The organism is Liquorilactobacillus capillatus DSM 19910, from assembly GCF_001434915.1.
Lineage (GTDB): Bacteria > Bacillota > Bacilli > Lactobacillales > Lactobacillaceae > Liquorilactobacillus > Liquorilactobacillus capillatus.
Map to the genome: position 1 here is coordinate 95,287 of NZ_AZEF01000042.1, position 22,743 is coordinate 118,029.

The following is a 22,743-nucleotide window of genomic DNA, read 5'->3' on the forward strand; positions in this document are numbered from 1 at the left end:
GAGGCAAATTGATGTCGTTTACTATTTATTTTGTACGTCACGGGCAAACTTTTTTAAACCATTATCGCCGGATGCAAGGTTGGTGTGATTCTCCGTTAACTCCGAAAGGGATTGAAGACGGGCATCGTGCGGGGCGCCACCTTGCACATATCAACTTCTCTAACGTTTATCACAGTGATACAACCAGAGCCAAACGGACTTGTGGTTATATCATTGATGAAAATGTTGCGTCAGCTGCTTTGCCGCAACCGCGGATCCTCCGCAACTTCCGCGAACAGAGTTATGGTTATTTTGAAGGTAATGATTCCAGCCAAACGTGGTTGATGGTTGGAGCAATGCATGGTTGTGAAACGTTTGAAGAATTGATCACAAAATATTCCATTGAAAAATCACGTGATTTCATGAAAGAAACTGACCCTTTCCACGATGCTGAAAATAACACTGAATACTGGTCACGTATCGATGCTGGCTTCGACTTCTTACGCGCACAGCAAAAAGATAACGATAAAGTCCTGCTGGTTAGTCATGGTACAACGATTCGCAGTATTGTCCATCGCTTTGCGCCTGACATTGACATCATTTCTCACGGGCCGGCTAATGGTTCTGTCACCAAGATGCTCGTCAACCAGGATAATGTTGAAATTGATTATTACAATCATTTTCTTGATGAACAGACCTATTGATCTTTAAAAAGACAAAAAGCTATGCTAGTAACTCACAAAATATATTTTATTATGATATTAAAACAAGCGGCTGGGTCAAATTATCTTTGACTCAGCCTTTTTGTGTACTTGAATAGAACTATTAACTACTAATAGCTTTTCCATCAGATTCCTCTTTCATATTATATTAGCCTTCTTCAAACCATTTCGACTTCAGTCTTACCTAGTCCATCCAACAGTAAGTACCATTGTTTGATAACACGGTTGAGTAAGAAAGCCTGCGATCGCTGAATAGAGAGATGACTGAAATAACGCCGCCATGCCATTTTTCTTAGTAATGGATTGATCACTTTAGCAAGATCACTTGCATCATGGTTTTTAATTAATAACCCATACTTTCCATCTTGTAAATACTCTTGAATTCCCGTGTTCCACATTCCTGCCACCGGTAAACCAAAACTCATTGCTTCCCCGATCACTAAGGGAAGACCTTCCCATCTGGAAGTGGTCACAAAGATTGCCCCTTTGCGATATAAAGTTCGCAGATCCTTATCCGTTAGTTTTCCTAATAAATGTAACTTGGTATGCAGTTTTTTATTCTTGATCTCAGTTTTCAGCCACTCTTTATCTGGACCATCACCCGCCAGCTTGATACACCACCCTTGCGGTAAATACTGGGCTAGTTCAACCAAATAATCTAACCCTTTATGTTTAAGGTCTAAGCGTGAAACAGCCACAATATTCTTATGATCTAACTTACTTTTTAATTTATTCTGCAGTGTAATGGGGTTATGGATTTTTATCGTGCTCTTATTATATCTTGAAAAACCGATTCGATCATTCTCAGTTAAGGTCACCACTGTATCCACCGCTTTTAGACCTGCAATAAACTCAGCTCGCATATCTTTATAATATTTTTTCAAATACGTCTGATAGTTATTATGCATCCAAGCAACCAACTTGATCTTTGGTACCTCTTTTTTAATTAGCGGTGCAAAACTAGTAAATAATCCAGCATTGAGAACAACAACATCAATCTCCATTTTCTTGATGATATTTACCAGATCCTCAATCTGCTGACTATTTTTCTGAAGCGGCTTTCCTTCACGAAAACTCTTTCCAGTGTTGACTGGATGCTTTGCCTTGATCAGTGGTGCGTCAAGGATAAAGAACGATTCCGTAGTTGCAAGCGAATAGTAATACAAATTATACTTCTGTGATAACTTGTTTCCGACAACTGTTGCTACTCTTTTAACCCCATCCATTTGTAGGTTCTCAACACCAATTAAAATATTCATAATTTTACGCCCCTTAACTAGTAAAACTGACTGCAGCTTCTCATAAATCCTCTTTGACTTAGCTAACGTTCTTCAAGTTTTCATAGTTAATAACAACTGAGCTGATATTGTTGAATGCCATCTTTTTAATCAGTTTAGCACCTTAAAATAACTAGCATAATTTGCTTATCTCTTCTTTCACCCCCTTAATCTAGATTTCATCTGTGGGTAATTCTTGATAACTATTTCGTGTCTAAGAGACTTCCTGTCTTGTTCTATACTTAAATGAATACTTTATGATAGTTTACTTATTCTAGGTTAAAGTTGTAGCTAGCATATTCTTTTACGTAAACGTTGTCAAAAGATGTGCTTTTATACCAATACCCTACGCATAAAAAATAGACGGTCCCAAAAGCCCCTAAAGTAGGCTAATGGATCGTCTATAGAAAATACTCAACTAATTATAAGCAGCTGCCTTTTTCTTATACAGTGCAACTTCTTCTTCTGTACAACGAACAAAATGGCCGGGAACAATCTCACGCAATTTACGTGGATTGCCTGGATGATCTTGCTCGCCTGCAGCATCATAAGGAATTTGTTTACGGGTCCGCTCATACTCTGGGTCAGGAACCGGCACGGCTGAAATTAAACTAGCTGTATAATCATGCAGCGGGTGTGCATAGACTTCATCAGCAGTTCCGACTTCAAGTAGTTTGCCGTAATGCATAACTCCAATACGATCCGAGATATATTTAACCATCGAAAGATCATGCGCAATAAAGAGATATGTCAAACCATGTTCACGTTGTAAATCCTTCAACAAGTTAACGACTTGAGCTTGAATCGAAACATCCAAAGCTGAGATTGGTTCATCAGCAATAATAAACTTAGGCTGTACAGCTAGTGCACGCGCAATCCCAATCCTTTGTCGCTGACCGCCTGAGAATTCATGCGGATAACGGCTTGAATGATCACGGTTAAGCCCAACGGTCTCTAATAAATCTTCAACCACCTTGCTACGTTCTGCATCATTCTTAGCGAGGTGATGAATGTCGATCCCTTCAGCAACAATATCCTTGATCTTCATCCGCGGGTTCAATGAAGCATATGGATCTTGAAAGATCATCTGCATTTCTCTTCTGAAGCTCAAAAAATCGGTCTTAGTTTTTAGCTTACTGATATCTTTTCCTTCGAATAAAATATTCCCAGCTGTTGGTTCATAGAGGTGGATAATACTTCTACCTGTGGTTGTCTTTCCAGAACCGGATTCGCCAACAAGACCAAAGGTTTCACCTTCGTAAACATCAAAGGTAACGTCATCAACCGCCTTGACTTCATCGGCTTTACCCACATTAAAGTATTGTTTAAGATGTTTTACTTCCAAAATTTTTCTTTGTTTTTCTGACATATGGTCTTCTTCCTTCCTCAGTCTCTCAAATTGCTTTATGAGCCATTATGTCTTTAAAAGTTTGTCTACGTCGGATGATCTCATCTGGCGGTGTAACTTTTGGTGCATTTGGATGTAACAACCAAGTTGCAGCATAATGTGTCTCTGAGACCTTGAAGAATGGCGGTCTCTGTTCAGCATCTATTTTCATCGCGTACGGATTACGCGCCACGAATGGGTCACCCTTAGGTGGATCCAACAAATCTGGCGGTGTTCCCGGAATTGCCTCTAATTTTGTGCTCGATAGTGTCGGCATTGAATTTAATAAGCCCCATGTATATGGGTGTTGCGGGTTGAAGAAAATCTCATCAACCGTTCCATATTCAACAATTTGCCCTGCATACATTACAGCAACACGATCAGCCATTCCAGCAACAACACCCAAATCATGGGTGATGAAGATAATTGAAGTCTCGATCTTCTCTTGCAATTCTTTCATCAACTCTAAAATTTGAGCTTGGATAGTAACATCTAGTGCGGTTGTTGGTTCATCAGCGATCAAGATCTCTGGGTAACAAACCAGTGCGATCGCAATAACAATCCGCTGTCTTTGTCCGCCTGAGAATTGATGCGGATAATTTTTGATCCGCTCTTCAGCATCCGTGATCCCAACTAACTTTAATAAATCTAAAGCTTGCGACCAAGCTTTTTTCTTATCAACATGTTTATGTTTGATCAGTGGTTCAGCAATTTGTTGCCCAATACGCATCGTTGGGTCAAGTGACGTCATTGGATCTTGAAAAATCATCGCGATATCTTTTCCACGAATATTCTGCATTTCTTTTTCAGACTTCTTCAAAATGTCTTGATCATGGAACATGATCGATCCGCCAGTAACTTCAGCATTATTAGCCAGCAAACCCATTAAACTCTTAGTCGTAACAGATTTCCCTGAACCAGATTCACCAACAATTGCTAAGGTCTCACCCTTATCTAAGTGGAAGCTGACATCCCGAATGGCTTTGACATCTCCAGCATACGTGTGAAAATCGATTTTTAAGTTTTTTACATCTAAAATTCTTTCAGCCATTATCTCATCTACCTCCTAGTTTTCGGATCGAATGCATCACGTAATCCATCACCCAGCAGGTTAAAGGCAATCATCAAGACACACAATACGATTGCGGGATACCACATCTGATATGGTAAGAACTGAAAGTTCTTCTGACCATCATTCAACAACACACCTAGTGAAGTCTGCGGGGCACTGATCCCGATTCCAATAAAGCTCAAGAATGCTTCGAAGAAGATTGCTGTTGGAATTGTATACATCGTTTGAATAATGATAATGCTGGATAAGTTAGGCACTAAATGCTTCCAAGCGATTTTCCATGGTGATTCGCCTAACGTTCTCGCTGCTAGCACATACTCCTGCGACTTCAGCTGCAGCGTTTCGGCTCGAATCATCCTGGCCATTGTCGTCCAACTGGAAATAGCGATTGCGGCAATAATTGAAGTCATTCCGGGCTTCAAAACAATCAACATCAACACAACGATTACCAAACTAGGAATAGACGAAATAATTTCAATAATCCGTTGCATAACATTATCGACTCGCCCGCCACGCCAGCCAGAAACTATACCGTACGCGACTCCGAGGGTCAGATCAAAGAAGGTTGCGACCAGCGCTACGATCAATGAGATCTTCGTCCCATAAATAATCCGTTCAGCAAGTGAATGCCCTAAATAATCCGTTCCTAAAACAAAATACTTGTTATCGGGAACATTATTTTGTTTGTATTCATCGACCCATTCACCAGAAACCTTCAGCTTGCCATTTAATCCATTAATAGGAACACCAGGTATCTTAGCTGGCAAGTTGGCGTATTTTGGTGCTGACTTAACCAACGAATCATGGTTGATAAATGGGGTTGAACCAAATGAGATGATAATCATCAAAACAATGATGATGAATGAGATCAACGCACCTTTATTCATCTTTAAACGGCGCCATGCGTCTTGGACAAACGTTAGTGATGGTGCAGCAATTTTTTCATTGTCCAATTCTTCTGCTTTGGGCAAAGCCTCAAAGTTTTCTGGACCTAATTTCAATTTTTCTTCCATTTTATTTAATCCCCACTTCCACTAAGTCGAATCCGCGGATCAATTATTCCATAAATGATATCTGTTAATAAAATAACAGCTACTAATCCAGCAGAAAACAGCATCGTGACACCCATGATCGTTGGATAATCATTGGTCAGGATAGATTTAACAAATTGTTCCCCAATCCCTGGAATCGAGAAGATATTTTCAATAACCATTGAACCTGTCATTAACGCAACTGTATATGGTCCAATCAGGGTCACTAAAGGAATCAAGCTATTACGAAGTGCATGGTGCCAGACGATACCGTACCGGCTCATCCCCTTAGCCTTAGCCAACTCAATATAGTCAGAATTAAGCACGTCGACCATCCCAGTTCGGATAAAACGAGCTGTTTCAGCAAGCGGTCCAACTCCGAGTGCAATCGTCGGCAGAACCGTGTAGCTGAAACCACCCCAATCCGCGATAGGGAACCAACCGAGTTTTAATGCAATATAAAACTGCAGTAAAACGGCTAAAACAAAGTTAGGGACTGACTTACCAATAATCGATAAGATAGTACACAGTGTATCGATCCATGTATTCTTATTAACCGCTGCAATTGAACCAATAACTATCCCTAAGACTACCCCGAAAATCATTGCTTGAATCCCCAACTGAGCCGAAGCTCCGATCCGACTAGCGATTAAGTATGATACGGGTTGATTACTAAACTGGAATGAAACTCCTAAATCACCGTGGAGCATTCCGCCTAAGTAGATTAAATACTGCATCCACATAGGTTTATTCAAACCATATTGTTCATTCATGATTTGAATCTGTTGTGCCGTCATTTTCTGCTGATTTGAATAAGGCGTCCCTGGCATTAACTTCATCAAGAAGAAGGTAATTGTTGCAACCAGGAATAACGTCAATATCATATAGAAAACGCGCTTAAGAAGATATTTCCGCATATTATTTCCTCACATTCTAAAAACAAGATAATTAACTAACTGCTTTTTTGCAGCTTCCACTATTATATACCGTCAAACAGCAATTGGGGGTTAACATTTGCTGTTAATCCCCCAATCGATTTTAAATTCTAAAATAGACAAACATATTTACTTAATATATGCATCCTTAAAGTTGTAATTTACACCAGCAGCATTGTAGATAACACCCTTAACCTTAGACTTGAGCATAGTTGCATTTGCTTGTTGATAGAGTGGTGAGATTCCTTGATCTTCCATCAGAACTTTGTGTGCTTGCACCAAATCATTCCAACGTTTGGTTGTATTGCCCGCATTTGTTGACTTAGAAGATTCAATCAACTTGTCATATTCGGCATTCTTCCACTTACCATTATTGTAAGAGTTATCTGAAGTAAGTAAGTCTAAGAAACTGATTGGGTCAGCAAAATCAGCACTCCAAGCCGTAACAACAACATCAAAGTTTCCTTTGACTGAACGATCTAAACGAGTCTTAAACGGTACGTTAGAAACAGAAACCTTTGCTCCAGCCAAATTCTCTTCAATCTGACTTTGGAGAAATTCAGTTGAATCCTTAGCTTTATCAGTATCATCACTTAGTAAAGCAAAACTCAATTCTTTCACGCCAAGTTCTTTCAAGCCTTCACTCCAAAGTTTCTTAGCTTTAGTGACATCATTTGCAGTCGCATCTTTTACATAAGCATCATCTGCAAAGTCTTTGCCGTTATGTTTAGCCATATCAGAAGCAACTAACCCTTTTGCGACCGTTGAACCATCACCTAAAACTTTGCCTGTGAATTGTTTACGGTTGATAACCAAGGATAACGCCTGACGAATCTTCTTGTTTTGGAATTCTTTCTTCGTTTGATTGTACTCCAAGTAGAAAGTTGAAGCACCATGACGGATAACTAATTCTTTCGAATCAGCTAACTGTTTTGCCTGTTCTGAGTTAAGGTAAGTCATATCAAGTTTACCCGATTGATATAGGTTGTAACCAGTTGAGTTGCTTTTGTTAACTTTATAATTAATAGCTGACAATTTAACATTTTTCTTATCCCAGTAATCATTGTTTTTCTTCAATGTCCAGCTCAAGTTAGATCCAGTCCATTTTGTTAATTCAAATGGTCCATTGTAAACCATATATTTTGAAGCAGTTCCGTACTTGCTGCCATATTTGTCAACAGCTTTTTGACTTTGCGGGTAGAAACTTGGGAAACCCATTAACAATTTGAAATATGGAACTCTCTTATCTAAAGTAACTACTAATTTATAATTGCCTTCTGCCTTAACCCCTAAAGTTGAAGCTGATTTCTTTCCGGCTGTGATATCATCAGCATTTTGAATTCCGCTGAAGAGATACGCATACTGTGAGCCGGTTGAAGGTTTAACGGTTCTCTGCCATGAATAAACAAAATCTTTTGCAGTTACCTTATCTCCGTTGCTCCATTTAGCATCTTTACGCAGGTTAAACGTATATTTCAACCCATCATTGGCAACAGTTGTCTTAGTCGCAATTCCAGGTTCGATCTTACTATCCTTGCCCAGACGATACAAACCTTCATTTGTATTGTTCAAAGCATCAAAACTGACACGGTCAGTTGCCTTGGAAAGGTCCATTGTTGGCAATTCAGCCGTCTCATCCCAATTCAAAACCTGCTTGGATGAGCTGTCTTTTGATCCACAAGCTGCCAAGAAAACCGCTGACAGCATTGCAACTGCTCCAAGCTTAGCGAATTTATTTATTTTCATCGCAAAACTACTCCCTTTTTTGTCTCTTACGAAACATTATTTATTACAGTGACTAAATTTTATATGAAATTTAAATTAAATACAAGAAAAAATTCTTATATTCTTACTAAAAAGTAAATTTTCACTCAGTTTTATCGTCATATCTGCACTTACAACTTATTTTTGTTAACATTTTTCTAGTTTTAGTTACTTTTTTAAAGTAAAACACTAAATTTTTTTCCAATCACAAAAAAGTGTTTCTAATCAAATAATAATCAAATTCACTGCTTTTTTAGTTATTTTTAGATATTGTATGCCTAAACGACTTTCTTTATCTTTATAGTTGATCAATGCTTGTTATCTGCAAAAATATGTTTACATCTTAGTACTATGACTAGTATCTTTAAATGTTATACTATTTAGGTATTCAAAGGAGGGGTTATTTTCTTATGATTAAGGTTATTATTGCCGGTATTGAAAACCAGCAGTCTAATTTTGACTACTTAATGCAAGAATTAGCAGAATTAGCTTATGCAAATAACATGCAAGTTGTCGCAGATATCCGCCAAGGACTACAACGCCCTGTAGCAGCAACTTATTTAGGTAAAGGCAAGATCGAAGAACTTTCCCGACTTGCAGAGGTTAAGGGAGCCGAGATGCTTATTCTCAATGATGAACTCTCGCCAACTCAGATTCGTAATCTTGAAAAAGAAACGGCCTTAGCTGTCTTAGACCGGACAGAACTAATTCTCGAAATTTTTTCATCTCGTGCACGAACGAAGGAGGCTCAACTTCAAGTTGAAATCGCGCGGCTTAAATATAAGTTGCCACGTTTACGGACTTCTTCAAATGAAAAACTGGATCAGCAAAGTTCTGGTGGTTCCCTTGCTAACCGTGGTGCTGGTGAGACCAAGCTTGAAATTAACCGACGGACGATCCAGAAACGAATCGCTCAGTTAAGCCGTGATTTGAAAAATCTTGATAAGGAACAAGAGATCCAAAGTAGTTCCAGACGTGAATCAGGCCTCCCAAGTGTTGCTCTAGTCGGTTACACTAACTCGGGTAAATCAACGACTATGAACGGTCTACTCAATTTGCTGAGTGATACTGATATTCCACCAGCTAAGCAAGTTATGACTAAAGATATGTTGTTTGCCACCCTCGATACGTCAGTCCGTAAATTGCGCTTTCAAGATAAAAGAGAATTCTTGTTAAGTGATACTGTCGGTTTCGTCAGCAAACTGCCACATAATTTAGTCAAAGCTTTCCAATCGACCTTAGCTGAAGTTAAAAATGCTGACTTACTACTCCATGTCGTCGATCTTTCTGACAAGCATTCTGCTGAAATGGTCAAGGTTACTACTGAAACACTTAAAGAACTAGGGGTTGAAAATACACCAACGATCTATGCTTTTAATAAAGCTGATAAAACTGACAGCCGCTATCCTGTAATAGAAGGTCAACAGATCACCTATAGTGCACGTGATGCCAAATCATTGCATGCGCTAGCCGACCTGATAAAACGTGTCCTCTTTAAAGATTATAAAACACACAAGTATTTTATCTCTTTTGAACAGGGACGTTACTTAGAGAAAATCAATCAGCTCGCGTTGGTAACAGACACGACCTACAACGAAAATGGTGCAATCATTACAGCTGAGATCTCCCCTGCACAAGAAGAGTATTTCGCACGTTTTCTAACAGAATGACCTTTTTAATTCTTAAACGTTCTCCTTTAATGAAAGGATTTAGCTAATGAAAAAACAGGTAACGCTCAAACGCACACTTGGTTTATGGTCGTCGCTTGCACTCGTTATTGGAACTGTTATTGGTTCTGGAATTTTTTTTAAACAAGCATCTGTCCTCGACTACTCACACTCCACAACAATGGCTTTATTTGCCTGGCTATTGGGAGGTTTGCTTACTTTAGCGTCTGGGCTAACTATTGCTGAAATAGGAGCTCAGATGCCGCATACAGGCGGACTTTATGTTTATATGGAGAAGATTTATGGCAAATTATGGGGATTTCTTTCTGGTTGGATGCAAATTATTATTTATGGACCGGCAATGATTGCTGCTCTAGGTTCATATCTTGCGATTTTGCTGGTTGCATTCTTTGACTTACCGGCTTCTTGGCAGCATCCGCTAGCTATTTTTTCTGTAATGCTGATTACACTTTTCAACCTCTTATCGAATCGGTATGGTGCAGCCTTTCAAATTATAACTACTATCGGCAAATTCATTCCGATTATCGCCATCATTATTTTTGGTCTCTTTTTCGGTGATCACAACGCTTTAGGGCAAGTCGCTTCTCAAGCATCGACTAGTGCTGGTGGTAACTTTGGTGTTGCTATTCTAGCAACACTCTTCGCTTATGATGGGTGGATTCTGATCGCTAACATGGGTGGTGAAATTAAAACCCCCCAAAAGCTGCTACCATTAGCTATTATCTGGGGCTTAGTAGTTGTCCTACTTGCCTATGTACTTGTAACTTGGGGCGTCTTTAGCGTTATGTCGGCTTCTCAAATCCATCATTTTGCTGAAAATACGACACCACACTTTGCGACAATTGCATTTGGCGACCTAGGCGGTAAACTGCTTAATATTGGTATTATCATCTCAATTGCTGGTTGTTTAAACGGTAAAGTCATGTCTTTCCCCCGGATTATGTATGCGATGGCTAAAAATAATGAATTACCGTTTTCTAAACAATTATCCTATCTGAATGCTAAGACCCATAGCCCGGTTTTTGCAATTCTGACAATCTTTGCAATCGCCGTATTAATGATCCTGACAGTTGACGCCGATCGCCTAACTGAACTGTGTATTTTCACAGTTTATTGTTTTTATGTGATGGCATTCTTTGGACTTTTCAAGCTGCGGTTACTTCGACCGCGTTTGCCACGCCCCTTCTCAGTCCCGTTATATCCGTGGATTCCTTTAATTGCTATTGGCGGGGCGATCTTTGTTTTAATTAGTGAGATTATCTTTGATACACAGGGTGTCTTCGTTTCACTTGTCATCGTTATTGTTGGGATCCCAATTTACTTTTACAAACACAAATTCAACCGACTTGATAAGCTTTAAGATATACAAGCACCTCTCATATCTCACCGTCAGAATTACGTACTGACTCTAAGTTTGGAAGTATTTCTTAGTTTAAAAAATTATTCTAGCAAAGAAGAGCGTGTGACATAAGTGAAGTGCCTTCCAAAACTTGATTTACATGTCCAACTTTTTAAGGCAGTACAAAGCCGGGAAAATTTGAATAATTCGAAGTTAGACGAAGCATTTTGACTTATGGAACACGTTTATACGTAATAAAAGAGGGACTGTGCCAAAATTTAACTTTTGGCACAGTCCCTCTTTTGCTTTAACTTATCTACAGTACGTTCAAAGTCGACCAGCTATTACGAATGCTTCTTAATAATTTAATTAGTCCGTCTCTCCAGACCACTCGCCACCAACGATAAGGCATAACAAACTACGAAGTACATCACTGCTAGTGCAATAAACATCGGTACCATGTAACGTGTATTTTGCCCGTAAATAATTTGAGCCCGATATAACAATTCAGGCAGGACAATAATGGTAGCAAGTGAAGTATCCTTTATCAGTGAAATAAACTGACTAACTAACGGTGGGATCATTTTTTTCATTGCTTGTGGTAAAACGATCACACGTAAACCTTGCCAGTACGTCATCCCGACCGAACGCGCACCTTCCATTTGCCCTAGATCGACTGCTTGAATCCCGCTGCGGACGATTTCTGCAATCATCGCTGATTCAAAGACCGTCATCGCTGCAATCGCAGCCGTCAAAGGGTCCATCTTGATCCCCACTTGTGGGAGACCGAAATAAGTAAAGAACAATAGGAGCAGCAACGGCAGGTTTCTAATCAAATCGATGATAAAACCAACAATGGCTGAGACAAAAGGAAAACGGATATAACGAATTATTCCCAAAATTGAACCTAGAATAAAACTTAAGATAATTGAAATAACCGAGACTTCAATTGTTACCAATAAACCTTGCAGTAAATAACGCAGGTTAATCCACGAATAAGCTTCAGCTAAACTTGACATTTAAGCACTCTCCTTCCTTAAGCTAATTTTTTCTCCAAGTAACGCATATAGTAACTTAACGGTAAAGTAATGATCAGGTACAATATCCCGACTACGATATACGTATTAAAAGTATCAAAAGTTGTCGAAGCAATCGTATCGCCCTGATACATCAAATCAAAACCGGCTACAAACGCTAGAACAGAAGAATTCTTCACTAAGTTGATAAACTGATTACCTAACGGAGGAATAACATATCTAAATGCCTGTGGAAGAATAATATGCCACATTGCTTGCATAAATGTCAGCCCGTTTGCCCGAGCACCTTCCATCTGACCATCATCAACGGCTTGGATCCCAGCCCGTACAGTTTCTGCAATAAAAGATGACGTATATAATGTTAATCCAATCGTTCCTGCTGTAAAACCATCTAATGTAACGATAAATTGTGGAACAACAATATAAAAGAACATACCGATCACTAATAACGGGATATTCCGAAACACTTCAATATAGATACGTCCAATAATGTGTAATAGCTTATAGGGCAAGACTTCAAAAATTGCAAAAGTTGACCCAATAATTAAACTAAAGAATAATGCGATCACACTGCAAAGAAGCGTATTTCCAAAACCAACCAGTAGCTCCTGCCAATGTTGCGTAAAGACATTTATCATTGTTGGCTCGCCTCCTTCAAATCAAATCCCGCGATTCCGCCAAACCATTTCTGCAATAAGTGTTCATAAGTGCCATCTTTTCTCATCTCAGCAATCGCCTGATCGATCTTATTTTTTAACTGTGTTTGCTGTTTATCAACCGCAATCCCATACGGTTCGTTGGTAAATGCTCCACCGACGACATGGTAACTTGGATTTTCCGAAGCAATCCCAAATAAGATCCCATTATCAGTTGTCATTGCATCGCCTTGACCAGACTTCAAAGCGGTAAATGCTTGTGCATAATCCTCTAATTCTAAGACCTTCGCCTTAGGTGCATATTTCTGGATATTAACAGCTGAGGTCGATCCCTTAACTGCCAAAACAGTCATTCCATCTTTGTTCAGATCCCTAACATCTTTGATAGGACTCCCCTTTTTAACAAGTAAAGATTGTCCAGCAGCAAAATAAACTTTTGAAAAATCAACCACCTTAGCTCGATCTGGTGTAATCGTCATCGTCGCTATAATTGCATCGATATTTCCATTTTTTAACAACGGAATTCTGGTTTTACTGGTAACTTGAACAAATTTCGCGTGTCCTTTTTTACCAAGGACCCGCTTAGTGATCTCTTTTCCCATGTCAATATCGAAACCTTTGATCGTCCCTGACTTGATATCCATTAAACCAAACAAACGTGTGTCAGCTTTAACACCCCAAGTCAGAGTATTATTCGCTTGACTTCTTTTTAAAGCATTTTGCTGCGTGCTTTCAGCTGAACAAGCACTAAGTGTCAGGGTCAGTAACAGCATCCCCGTTAAGACGAGGAGCGCTTTTAATTTCTTCATCCTTCTTTCCCCCTCTTAATGCTTAATGATTTTACTCAAGAATTGCTGTGCTCTTTTTTCTTTAGGTGCTTTAAAGAAGATATCAGCTTTCTCATCTTCAAGGATCTGACCATTATCAATAAAAATAACTCGATCAGCCACTTCACGAGCAAAGCCCATTTCATGGGTAACAACCACCATTGTCATCCCTTCTTTTGCGATCTTTTTCATAACATTCAAAACATCATCAATCATTTCAGGATCAAGTGCAGAAGTAGGTTCATCAAATAACAATGCTTTGGGTTTCATAGCTAAACTGCGGGCGATCGCTACACGTTGCTTTTGTCCACCTGATAATTGGCGCGGGTAAGAACCCGCTTTATCAGCTACACCAACCGTCTTTAACAAGCGCATCGCCATTTCTTCATTTTCTTTAGGATCACGTTTTAAAACTAGCTTGGGAGCTAACATAATATTTTCAAGCACTGTCTTATTATCGTATAAATTAAAATGTTGGAAGACCATCCCAACATCTTTTCTAATTTGATTCAAATCTGTTTTCTTATCCGCTAAATCATACCCGTTAACCAGTAGCTGCCCTTCCGTAAAATCTTCAAGTCCATTGATCGTCCTGATCAATGTACTTTTTCCAGAGCCAGAAGGCCCAACAACAACAACGACTTCACCCTTATCAACTTTTAGGTTAATATTATTCAAAGCATGGAACTTATCATAGTATTTTTGTACATTTTTAAACTCAATCATTGCCATTTCTTTCTCCTCCTTGAGAGCAATCATTAATTTCCGGTAACTATAATATTAAAATTTAATTTGATTTTGCGCAAGAATTTAGAATTAATTTTATTTAAAATGTTATTTTTTACCCATTTAACTTTGTTAAACAAAGTTAAACGTCTAAAAAGTTAAGATATTATTTATGATTAACAAATGTTTTTCTATAACTAAAGAAAAAGCTGAACCCAAAATTAAATTTTGGTTCAGCTTTGCTGCTTCTTGTCATTTAGGTATTTTCCTAAATGACAAGACTTTAACGAGTTTAAAGTCTTACTAGATTATATTATATTATCTTTTCCCTTATTTGCTTTTTGACTATCAAACTTGGGAATCATTCTTCTTTCGATATGCAACTTGGATCTTCAAATCATAAGGACCCTCTTCATGCATTGCTGTTGAACGTCCCGCAAATTTATATGCTCCGCCTTGGATAACTGCTGCCGCAACAAACAAACTATATTTCCGTTCAACTTCTGCAACCGGCATTAAACCAACTGATTGAATTCGACCGAGCTTTCGTTCTTCAATTTGGTTGATTCCACCATATAACTCTAAATGATTATCCTCATGTACCAATTCAAAATAAGGTAGTGCAACAGGATCATTTAAGGCATAAATATTCTTCTTCTTTGTCTTAGCTAATTTAAAAATTTCACGGTCACTGTAGCCGCCGTAGTTAAGCTTAAGGTAACCCTGCGTTTCTAGCTGTGCAACGATTTCATTCAAAGCTTGTTTCTCAGCTGTACTGCATTCTAATTTAGCTGGTAAGGTCGTTTCGCCTTCAAAAAGACCATTTGTTTGAACAAAGCCCGCTTGGGGCCCGCTCCGTCTTTTATCTGCTGGCTCTTCCTTGGGTTTCATTCCCAGCTTAGCTTCAAGCCAAGGTGAAAAATCAAATCGTGCTCTCTTAGACGTGAAGAAATAAAAAATATTCAAATATAAGAAATAGGCAATCACAAAAAAGGCTAAGATAAACAATAAGCCACGAACTAGAAAGCCGTTAACCAAAAAGCGGTAGGCTACATATAATAAATAGAAATTGCCGACTGTTCCTAAAGCCGTGTAAACACGGTTCTTTAGCTTAACATTAATATTGATGTAACCTAAGTAACTATTAATTAACCCGATAATACTGAACAAGTCGTCTCCTCCTATTCCGCGGTATTATTCTGTGTATTTTGATTAGTCTGATTAGTTTGGTTAGTCTGGTTAGTCTGATTCTGACTACTTGTAGATGAGCTTTCAGACTGTCTACTTCTAGTACTTGTTTGTGAACTCGAGTTCTCTGAACTTGTAGCTGAGTCATCATCATTTGTAGAACTGCTTGTTTGTGAGGCTGATGTTGCATCTTCCGCTGAACTTTGATCTCTTCCTTCTGAAGTATCATTTTCATCAGTTTGGCTCTCCTCAGATGAGGTTGAACTACTGGTCTCACTGGTCGACTTAGCAGATGTTTCTTTACTATCCTCGTCTGAACTATCCTTTTTACTATCGTCATTACTTGATGTAGATGAACTGCCAGCTCCGTTTGAAACAGAGCTAGTATTTTCAACATTCTGGGTCACTGGTCGACCTTCAGAAGTGTTTGTCGCTTTATTCACCGCGACATTGGTTGCACCTAACGCCAAGACAACTGACATAATAGCAAACGGTGTAATAAAAGGCGGTGTTCGATAAGCCATTAAAATCTCTCCATTTCTTGCTCTTTAACTTAACACTATTAAACCAAAATAAGCCCTAAAAAGATATAAGTTAGGCTAATCTTTGCTTAATTTTATACAATCTGCACATAGGCCGTATAGTTCAAAGTGGTGCTCCTCGATCCGACAGCCTGGCAGCTGTTTTTCAAAATAATCTAACGGACACATCTCGACTTCTTGAACCTTACCGCAATGTGTACAAATGAAATGGTGATGATGCTGGTGAACAAAGTCACATTGGTATTTAACACTGGCATTACCATCTTTTATCCGCTGCTCCACGATTCCAACTTCTTCAAATTCTTTTATGTTTCTATAGATCGTATTATGACTCATTCCTGGGTAAATACTGTGCATATATTTATCAACAGCTACAACATTAATATACTGCTCCTGGAAGTGACTTAAATATTCTAATAGACTGAGGCGCTGCTTAGTGATTTTATAGTTGTTTTTCTGCAATAGTTTAACGGCAACATCTATCATAGTTTTTCTATCCCTCCGGAAAATAATAATTATTACTATTAAGCACAGTATACCATAGCTGCTTAGTAATAAAAATCAATTGCTGTAGCCTTATTTTGACAGTAGTTTTGCAATTATTTTTTTAGTTTCCTGCCACTCATCATTACGAATAAGATTGCAAAAATCTTTGAGTTTAGGTGGAACATGCAGATCCCTCTGGGCTTCAGAACTTGCTAGCCTTGCAGCTGCATTAGTATCTCGTTCTTCTAACCGTGCTGCTAATGTGCTTTCACTAGAAACATAAATATACCAGCATTTCAAATCAGCAGTTACTTTCTGCTTATAGGCAGCTGCCCCTTCAGTATCTAACACAATTACCGCCCAATCACTAGTTTGCCATGCGCGGTTAAGCCCTTCAGCTGAAGAACCATATAAACAGTGATCGTACTCAACGTATTCCAAGTAGTTATTCTTAAAAAATGAGGACCGCGTCTCAAAGTAATAATCGCGACCGTCTACCTCATGTTTGCGTGGCAAGCGCGTTGTATGTGTCAGCACACGTTTAAAGCCATAGTTTTTTACTAAGTAATCTTGAATAGTCGTCTTGCCTACTCCGGATGCACCACAAATAACTAATAGGTGTTTCATGTATTTATTCCCCACTTTAGTAGTCAATTTCAAAGATCCTTCATCTTTTACACTGCTATTATAGTTTTAAAAATACTGTTTGACTATGAATTTAGATTTTTTCAATCAGATAATTAACTTTACTCATAATAGATACCAACGGCCAATTATTTAAAAGATAATTAACATGTCCTATCATTAACATTTAGCTCTGTTTTGTACTTTATGACGGGTTTTAAACATTCAGCTTTTATTAAAAAAGTCTTTTTTTTCAAATATAATTGACATCTTACTCTAATGTTGTATATTATCAAGACTGTATGTTTTATTTTTTAGAAAGAAATGGAGGGAATATTCATTGAGTTTAAAACAAAGGATCTTCAAAAAAGAAAGTCTATCACGTTACCTTGATAAAGACAACCGACTTGCTAAAACTCTAGGGGCTGGCGACCTAATCGCCTTAGGAATTGGCGCTGTTATTGGGACCGGAATTTTTATCCTGCCTGGAACAGTTGCTGCGTTGCACAGTGGGCCGAGTATTATTTTATCATTCGTTGTAGCCGCTATCATCTGTTCAACGGCAGCCATGTGCTACGCGGAATTCTCATCCGCACTTCCTATTGCCGGTAGTGCTTATTCCTTTGGTAACATCGTTTTTGGCGAAATTGTCGGCTGGTTTCTCGGTTGGGCGTTGATCCTAGAATATATGCTAGCCGTCGCTGCCGTTTCAACCGGCTGGGCGGCCTACTTTAATTCTTTTATCGCCGGTTTCGGGCTTCATATTCCGAAAGCTCTTAGTAGTAATTTTGATCCGGCACATGGTACCTATGTTAATATCGTTGCTATTTTAATTGTCCTTTTTATATCTTTTATCCTCTCCAAGGGTGTAAAAACCTCTATTCGCATCAATAATATTATCGTTGTTATTAAAATCGTTATTATCTTCCTCTTCTTGCTGGTGGGGATGTTCTACGTTAAACCTGCTAACTGGCAACCTTTCTTTCCATTTGGATATGACGGCGTACTAAAGGGTGCCTCCTTAGTCTTCTTTGCCTATCTGGGTTTTGATGTTGTTTCTTCAACCGCAGCTGAAGTTAAGAATCCTCGTAAGAATATGCCGATTGGAATCATTGGCACTTTATTAATTTGTACAGTCTTATACATCCTAGTTTCAGTTGTTTTGACAGGGATGACTTCCTATACAAAATTAAATGTTGCTAACCCTGTTTCATTTGCATTAGAACTTGTCCATCTGAACTGGGTTGCGGGGATTATTTCAATTGGTGCGTTAGCTGGAATGTTTACTATGATGGTGACGATGATTTATAGTAGTTCACGCTTGATTTATTCTATTGGACGTGATGGTCTACTGCCTAAGTTTCTGGGTGAAGTCAATCCTAAACACCATACTCCAAATAAAAGTATGTTATTCGTTACGATTATCATCAGCTTCATGGGTGGTTTTGTCTCCCTAACTCAGCTAACCAATTTAGTTAATATCGGAACTCTAATTGCTTTTACATTTGTTTCAATTGGAATTATTCCTTTGCGTAAACGCAAAGATATCTCAAATGATGGTTTTAAAGTACCCTTCTACCCTGTTTTGCCAATCGTATCAACACTTCTCTGCATCTTAATGCTGACACAGTTATCAAAAGAAACCTGGATTGCTTCAATTATCTGGTTCATCATCGGTATGATTATTTACTTTACTTATGGAGTTAAACACAGTCAGATAACTAAAATTAACTAATACTCAAGAAACTAACTATTTCCTAAAGGTACGGTCTTGCTGTTAGGTCATTCCTAGCGCAAGACTGTACTTTTTTCTTTTCTTAAAGACACTCTTTTTTTATTCACTGATCGGCTTTTACGTTATAATTAGGAACTAAAGATAACTTCTGGAGGATATTAACTTATGCGTTACAATCAATTTGCACATCTCAAAATGTCTTTAAGTACCAAAATCAAAGAACTGAAAGAAATACATTACCTTGATCATAATTCAGCCTCAGTTACAGACCCTACCGTTCTATGGCTATATTTGATCAAAAAGGCCTTCCCACAAGCTCATTCAACAGCTGTCCAACAGCAAAAAATAGCTGGCTTCTTGGCAGATACTCAGACATCGCTCCCCGCTTATGCAGCTAAAAGGACTGTTAACGAACAAGTCTTCTATAACGTAGCCTTGCAATTACTGGGCTTTGAACCCGGAAAAGACTTTAGTCTTGCGGATCCTTTCAAAACTATGCGTAAAAGTAATTTACCTTATCAAAAACAGGTCTTATCAAGAGATGATGTCTTAAGTGCTTGGTATGACTTACTCTGCACTTACACGGTAAATGGGCAAACTCTATTAGATGCTTTAGCCGCACAAGGTTACTTCAAGCCTTTTTGGGGAACGATCTCTAACCCTATCTTCTTTAACGGTAAAGCCCAACCCGTCTTTGATACTCACAAATTAATTCGTGAAGTCGTCTATGTCGAAGCTGACTTAGATACCGATCATGATGGTCAACGTGATTTGCTAAAAACAGAAATCATTCGCCCCGCTGAAACAGCCGCCGGTCTAAAAGTCCCAGCAGTTTTTACAGCCAGTCCCTACAATCAGGGAACAAATGATGACGATGGCAAGAAAATGATGCATTGCATGAACGTTCCATTAGAACACAAAGAACCCACTGATATGACTTATACAGACATCGAATACCATTCAAATAATGAACAAACGATTCCTGCCCCACGTAAGGTTAACCACCATACACAGACAGCAGAGGAGTCATTTGGAAGAGAGTTCTCATATACACTGAATGACTATTTATTGGCACGGGGGTTTGCTGCAGTATATTCTGCTGGGATCGGGACCTTAGAATCAGATGGTCTTAAAACGTGCGGTTCACCTGCTGAAACAGCCGCTGCCGTTGCCGTGATCGAATGGTTAAATGGTCAACGTATCGCTTTTACAAATAAGACTGAGCAAGTGGCGATCACGGCTTGGTGGTGCAACAACAAAATTGCAATGACTGGTAAATCATATCTAGGGACTTTGGCAACCGCTGCCGCAACCACCGGTGTTACCGGTTTAAAAACGATTATTTCAGAAGCAGCTATTTCCAGCTGGTATGATTACTATCGTGATGGCGGATTAGTTGTTGCTCCCGGTGGCTTTCCCGGTGAAGATGCTGATGTTTTAGCAATGGAATGTTTTAGCCGTAAAAAACAACCAGCTGATTATCTAAAAGTCAAGGAACGCTTTGCTCAGCAACTAGCTGACATCACTGCTGGTCAAGACCGTGCGAGCGGTAACTATAATTCTTTTTGGGATGCACGCAACTATTTAAAAAATGCTGCCCACATAAAGGCTGATATTATCATGGTTCATGGTCTGAATGACTGGAATGTAAAATTACGAAATGTCTATAATCTATGGCAATCATTGGCGCAGATACCTGTAACACGTAAACTTATTCTTCACCAAGGTCAGCATATCTATATCAATAATATGCGCTCACTTGACTTCAACGACATGATGAATCTCTGGCTTTCCTTCAAACTTTATGCAGTCGATAATCATGCTGCTGAAGTTTTACCTGACGTTCTCGTGCAAGATAATACTGCCCCAGAAACGTGGAATACTTTTACCGACTGGATCGATCCAAAATATACGGTTGAAAAACTTCGTTTGCGTCCACATGAATTAGTCTCAGCCAAACTTGCCCCGGCAGCAGGTGCAGCTAATTTCCAAGATAAATTAACCACTACTGATTTCGAATATTACCAAAAACATTTAGCGGATTGGACAAAGGACTTACTGATGCCAGAACATTCGCCGCTCAAACATAATCGCCTACTCTTCAGAACAGCAGCAATGACGCAAGATACCTTGATACAAGGCGAACCAACAGTAAGCATGAGCGTTGCCACCAATAAGGATCATGGTATGCTGAGTTTTATGCTTGTTGATTATGGAAACGCCAAGAGATTAGGTACTAGTCCCACAATATTGGGACGAAAAAGTCTTGCTTGCGGTTTCCAATGGCGTGAAGACGATCTAGTCGAATTTACATTAGCTCCTCAGACTCCTTGGAAAATAATTTCTAAGGGTCATATCAATCTTCAAAATAGGCTTTCTAACTGGCAAAATGATGTCTTACAGCCGAACTGTTTCTACACTGTTAAAACCAAGTTGCAGCCGACCTTTTACCACTTACCACAAGGTCATCACTTGGGACTCGTAATTTATGCAACTGATATGGGAATGACTGTCCGTGGAAATGAAGATTTGGCTTACTCCATCAGTCTTGGCGCTAGTTATCTAAAACTAAATTTTGCTGAACTGTAGTAATTTTATTATTCTTTACTATATTTATTCCGTTTAATGCACTTAAAGTGCTATTATAAAATTATCTTTAAAGAAACTAGGTGTTTAATTATGAAGCAAGGTACAACCATTCTCACTTTAGATAATGGCTATCATTTATGGACACATACAGAGGGACAAGGCGATATCCAACTACTTTGTCTGCATGGTGGTCCTGGAGGAAATCATGAATACTACGAGAATTTTGCAGAAAAACTTGCAGATCTCGGTGTCCAAGTCTCAATGTATGATCAACTAGGCTCTTGGTATTCAGACCAGCCTGATTTTACGAAACAAGAAAATATCGACAAGTTTTTAAATATGGATTATTTTATTGACGAAGTTGAAGAAGTACGCCAGAAACTCGGCCTAGACAACTTCTACCTTATCGGTCAGTCATGGGGCGGAATCTTAACACAGGAATATGCACTTAAGTATCCTGATCATCTTAAAGGAATCATCATCTCCAGCATGACAGATAATATTGAAGAATATGTTGCTAATGTTAATGCTATTCGCGAAAAAGAATTTTCAGCTGACGATCTTGCCTTTATGAAAGATTGTGAAGCCAAGAATGATTATGCCAATGAACGTTATCAAAAACTGATCGATACATTGAACCGTGGATACGTTGATCGGAAACAGCCGCCAGCAATTTCGCATCTGATCGATACTATGGCTACTCCTGTTTACAACTATTTCCAAGGCGATAACGAATTTGTTGTTACTGGTAAAATGCAGGGGTGGGATCGTCGTGAAGACATCCATAAAATTAATATGCCAACATTGATCACTTATGGTGAACACGAAACTATGCCACTTGCAACAGCTAAAAGAATGGCCCAAGTAATTCCACATGCTCGCTTGGCAACAACTCCTAACGGTGGACACCATCACATGATTGATAATGCTCCTGTTTATTTTGCTCATTTGAAACAGTTTTTACAGGATGTTGAAAACCAAACTTTTACCGACTAAGAACAGCAATACGTATAACTAAATAAAAATATCAGTTACACTTTAGTAGTAACTAACAAGCTTCAAAAGAGTACCTGGCTAAAAAATATGGGTCTAAACTTTCTGGTATTGATGGAAATCATCAATGCCAGATTTTTTTGTAA

General features: G+C 38.8%; 20 protein-coding genes. 6 read left to right on the forward strand and 14 right to left on the reverse strand.

All coding sequences use genetic code 11. The features are described 5' to 3' along the window. Positions 1 to 11 precede the first annotated feature (11 nt). Positions 12 to 683, forward strand: a complete 672-nt coding sequence (locus tag FC81_RS09290) for a histidine phosphatase family protein (protein WP_057746123.1) — start codon at positions 12 to 14, stop codon at positions 681 to 683. Between the two features lie 176 nt (positions 684 to 859). Here FC81_RS09290 and FC81_RS09295 read toward each other — a convergent pair whose 3' ends face one another. From FC81_RS09295 to FC81_RS09320, 6 genes are all read right to left on the reverse strand, one after another. Continuing rightward, the gene (locus tag FC81_RS09295) at positions 860 to 1,960 is read right to left on the reverse strand and encodes a glycosyltransferase (protein WP_057746126.1); all 1,101 of its coding nucleotides are present in this window, start codon (positions 1,958 to 1,960) and stop codon (positions 860 to 862) included. Between the two features lie 436 nt (positions 1,961 to 2,396). Further along, positions 2,397 to 3,347 carry an ABC transporter ATP-binding protein gene (locus tag FC81_RS09300; RefSeq protein ID WP_057746129.1) on the reverse strand — a complete coding sequence of 317 codons (951 nt, stop codon included), beginning with the start codon at positions 3,345 to 3,347 and terminating at the stop codon, positions 2,397 to 2,399. A 25-nt stretch (positions 3,348 to 3,372) separates the two neighbouring features. After that, positions 3,373 to 4,416 carry an ABC transporter ATP-binding protein gene (locus FC81_RS09305; protein ID WP_057746132.1) on the reverse strand — a complete coding sequence of 348 codons (1,044 nt, stop codon included), beginning with the start codon at positions 4,414 to 4,416 and terminating at the stop codon, positions 3,373 to 3,375. Between the two features lie 8 nt (positions 4,417 to 4,424). Further along, positions 4,425 to 5,450, reverse strand: coding sequence for an ABC transporter permease (locus FC81_RS09310; RefSeq protein ID WP_057746135.1), 1,026 nt, complete (start codon positions 5,448 to 5,450; stop codon positions 4,425 to 4,427). Between the two features lie 5 nt (positions 5,451 to 5,455). Then, positions 5,456 to 6,385, reverse strand: coding sequence for an oligopeptide ABC transporter permease (opp3b, locus tag FC81_RS09315; RefSeq protein ID WP_057746138.1), 930 nt, complete (start codon positions 6,383 to 6,385; stop codon positions 5,456 to 5,458). A 147-nt stretch (positions 6,386 to 6,532) separates the two neighbouring features. Then, a complete protein-coding gene (locus tag FC81_RS09320) occupies positions 6,533 to 8,149 on the reverse strand; it encodes a peptide ABC transporter substrate-binding protein (RefSeq protein WP_057746142.1) in 1,617 nt (538 codons plus the stop codon). 428 nt (positions 8,150 to 8,577) lie between these two features. Between FC81_RS09320 and hflX the strand changes: the two genes are divergently transcribed. Then, positions 8,578 to 9,837, forward strand: coding sequence for a GTPase HflX (gene hflX / locus FC81_RS09325; protein ID WP_057746145.1), 1,260 nt, complete (start codon positions 8,578 to 8,580; stop codon positions 9,835 to 9,837). A gap of 46 nt (positions 9,838 to 9,883) precedes the next feature. Beyond that, positions 9,884 to 11,215, forward strand: coding sequence for an APC family permease (locus FC81_RS09330; protein WP_057746148.1), 1,332 nt, complete (start codon positions 9,884 to 9,886; stop codon positions 11,213 to 11,215). Positions 11,216 to 11,559: 344 nt separating this feature from the next. Here FC81_RS09330 and FC81_RS09335 read toward each other — a convergent pair whose 3' ends face one another. The 8 genes from FC81_RS09335 to FC81_RS09370 form a co-directional block, all read right to left on the reverse strand. Further along, positions 11,560 to 12,213: an amino acid ABC transporter permease gene (locus FC81_RS09335; RefSeq protein ID WP_057746151.1), complete on the reverse strand. Its 654-nt coding sequence runs from the start codon at positions 12,211 to 12,213 to the stop codon at positions 11,560 to 11,562. 17 nt (positions 12,214 to 12,230) lie between these two features. Continuing rightward, the gene (locus tag FC81_RS09340) at positions 12,231 to 12,869 is read right to left on the reverse strand and encodes an amino acid ABC transporter permease (RefSeq protein WP_057746153.1); all 639 of its coding nucleotides are present in this window, start codon (positions 12,867 to 12,869) and stop codon (positions 12,231 to 12,233) included. Further along, entirely contained in the window at positions 12,866 to 13,696 is an 831-nt protein-coding gene (locus FC81_RS09345) for a transporter substrate-binding domain-containing protein (RefSeq protein ID WP_057746156.1), read from the reverse strand. The genes FC81_RS09340 and FC81_RS09345 overlap by 4 nt, the downstream gene beginning before the upstream one ends. 15 nt (positions 13,697 to 13,711) lie before the next feature. Next, on the reverse strand, positions 13,712 to 14,446 hold the full coding sequence (locus FC81_RS09350) for an amino acid ABC transporter ATP-binding protein (protein WP_057746158.1): 735 nt from the start codon (positions 14,444 to 14,446) through the stop codon (positions 13,712 to 13,714). Positions 14,447 to 14,788: 342 nt separating this feature from the next. After that, positions 14,789 to 15,610, reverse strand: a complete 822-nt coding sequence (locus FC81_RS09355) for a DUF6681 family protein (RefSeq protein WP_057746161.1) — start codon at positions 15,608 to 15,610, stop codon at positions 14,789 to 14,791. 11 nt (positions 15,611 to 15,621) lie between these two features. Next, positions 15,622 to 16,152, reverse strand: a complete 531-nt coding sequence (locus FC81_RS09360) for a hypothetical protein (RefSeq protein ID WP_057746164.1) — start codon at positions 16,150 to 16,152, stop codon at positions 15,622 to 15,624. A gap of 75 nt (positions 16,153 to 16,227) precedes the next feature. Further along, complete coding sequence (locus tag FC81_RS09365) at positions 16,228 to 16,656, reverse strand: Fur family transcriptional regulator (RefSeq protein WP_057746167.1); 429 nt, start codon at positions 16,654 to 16,656, stop codon at positions 16,228 to 16,230. Between the two features lie 90 nt (positions 16,657 to 16,746). Continuing rightward, positions 16,747 to 17,283 carry a nucleoside/nucleotide kinase family protein gene (locus tag FC81_RS09370; protein WP_057746170.1) on the reverse strand — a complete coding sequence of 179 codons (537 nt, stop codon included), beginning with the start codon at positions 17,281 to 17,283 and terminating at the stop codon, positions 16,747 to 16,749. Between the two features lie 337 nt (positions 17,284 to 17,620). Here FC81_RS09370 and FC81_RS09375 point away from each other — a divergent pair, with 337 nt between their 5' ends. From FC81_RS09375 to FC81_RS09385, 3 genes are all read left to right on the forward strand, one after another. Further along, entirely contained in the window at positions 17,621 to 19,015 is a 1,395-nt protein-coding gene (locus FC81_RS09375; RefSeq protein ID WP_057746173.1) for an APC family permease, read from the forward strand. 165 nt (positions 19,016 to 19,180) lie between these two features. Next, the gene (locus tag FC81_RS09380) at positions 19,181 to 21,604 is read left to right on the forward strand and encodes a Xaa-Pro dipeptidyl-peptidase (RefSeq protein WP_057746175.1); all 2,424 of its coding nucleotides are present in this window, start codon (positions 19,181 to 19,183) and stop codon (positions 21,602 to 21,604) included. A gap of 90 nt (positions 21,605 to 21,694) precedes the next feature. Further along, a complete protein-coding gene (locus FC81_RS09385) occupies positions 21,695 to 22,600 on the forward strand; it encodes a proline-specific peptidase family protein (protein ID WP_057746178.1) in 906 nt (301 codons plus the stop codon). The last annotated feature ends 143 nt before the right edge of the window (positions 22,601 to 22,743 follow it).

Coding starts and splice junctions, on each gene's coding strand:
- FC81_RS09290 (WP_057746123.1), top strand. CDS start 12: ATGTCGTTTACTATTTATTTTGTACGTCACGGGCAAACTTTTTTAAAC.
- FC81_RS09295 (WP_057746126.1), bottom strand. CDS start 1,960: ATGAATATTTTAATTGGTGTTGAGAACCTACAAATGGATGGGGTTAAA.
- FC81_RS09300 (WP_057746129.1), bottom strand. CDS start 3,347: ATGTCAGAAAAACAAAGAAAAATTTTGGAAGTAAAACATCTTAAACAA.
- FC81_RS09305 (WP_057746132.1), bottom strand. CDS start 4,416: ATGGCTGAAAGAATTTTAGATGTAAAAAACTTAAAAATCGATTTTCAC.
- FC81_RS09310 (WP_057746135.1), bottom strand. CDS start 5,450: ATGGAAGAAAAATTGAAATTAGGTCCAGAAAACTTTGAGGCTTTGCCC.
- opp3b (WP_057746138.1), bottom strand. CDS start 6,385: ATGCGGAAATATCTTCTTAAGCGCGTTTTCTATATGATATTGACGTTA.
- FC81_RS09320 (WP_057746142.1), bottom strand. CDS start 8,149: ATGAAAATAAATAAATTCGCTAAGCTTGGAGCAGTTGCAATGCTGTCA.
- hflX (WP_057746145.1), top strand. CDS start 8,578: ATGATTAAGGTTATTATTGCCGGTATTGAAAACCAGCAGTCTAATTTT.
- FC81_RS09330 (WP_057746148.1), top strand. CDS start 9,884: ATGAAAAAACAGGTAACGCTCAAACGCACACTTGGTTTATGGTCGTCG.
- FC81_RS09335 (WP_057746151.1), bottom strand. CDS start 12,213: ATGTCAAGTTTAGCTGAAGCTTATTCGTGGATTAACCTGCGTTATTTA.
- FC81_RS09340 (WP_057746153.1), bottom strand. CDS start 12,869: ATGATAAATGTCTTTACGCAACATTGGCAGGAGCTACTGGTTGGTTTT.
- FC81_RS09345 (WP_057746156.1), bottom strand. CDS start 13,696: ATGAAGAAATTAAAAGCGCTCCTCGTCTTAACGGGGATGCTGTTACTG.
- FC81_RS09350 (WP_057746158.1), bottom strand. CDS start 14,446: ATGGCAATGATTGAGTTTAAAAATGTACAAAAATACTATGATAAGTTC.
- FC81_RS09360 (WP_057746164.1), bottom strand. CDS start 16,152: ATGGCTTATCGAACACCGCCTTTTATTACACCGTTTGCTATTATGTCA.
- FC81_RS09365 (WP_057746167.1), bottom strand. CDS start 16,656: ATGATAGATGTTGCCGTTAAACTATTGCAGAAAAACAACTATAAAATC.
- FC81_RS09370 (WP_057746170.1), bottom strand. CDS start 17,283: ATGAAACACCTATTAGTTATTTGTGGTGCATCCGGAGTAGGCAAGACG.
- FC81_RS09380 (WP_057746175.1), top strand. CDS start 19,181: ATGCGTTACAATCAATTTGCACATCTCAAAATGTCTTTAAGTACCAAA.
- FC81_RS09385 (WP_057746178.1), top strand. CDS start 21,695: ATGAAGCAAGGTACAACCATTCTCACTTTAGATAATGGCTATCATTTA.